We start from the raw sequence: 419 nt of genomic DNA, 5'->3' as shown, positions 1-419 counted from the left end.
CGGTTTGTCGAAACTCGAAACCAAGGCCCAGACTCCTGCTCTTCGCAGCAAGCCTGGAAGACTTCTTCTTTACCTACGCTTGATTAAAAGCACCTGACTGCTTCCCTCACCTTCGCCTCACGGCGTCGGCGGGTACTTTTGTCAGGGCTTCTGCGAGAACTTCTCTCAGCAGAAATTGAACTTACCCTTCGTATGCACTTGTCAAAGAACGCTTCCTGGACTTCAGGAAACCTGTGTGGAGCTGATGGGTTCGCGCGCGTCACCGCCTTCCTCCCCGCTTGAGGAGGAAATGGTGGGCCTAGGTGGACTTGAACCACCGACCTCGCGCTTATCAGGCGCGCGCTCTAGCCAACTGAGCTATAGGCCCAGGGGGCTACCGCGTCGGCAAACCCTACAGCGTCCTTCATTCTCAAAGAGCT

General features: G+C 55.8%; 1 tRNA gene. It reads right to left on the bottom strand.

What is annotated here, in order from left to right:
- Positions 1-290 precede the first annotated feature (290 nt).
- A tRNA-Ile gene (locus tag HV826_RS36555) sits at positions 291-367 on the bottom strand.
- Between the last annotated feature and the right edge of the window lie 52 nt (positions 368-419).

It is taken from the genome of Myxococcus sp. AM010, assembly GCF_013372585.1.
Taxonomy (GTDB): Bacteria; Myxococcota; Myxococcia; order Myxococcales; family Myxococcaceae; genus Myxococcus; species Myxococcus vastator.
This window is presented reverse-complemented; position numbering and strand designations above follow the sequence as displayed.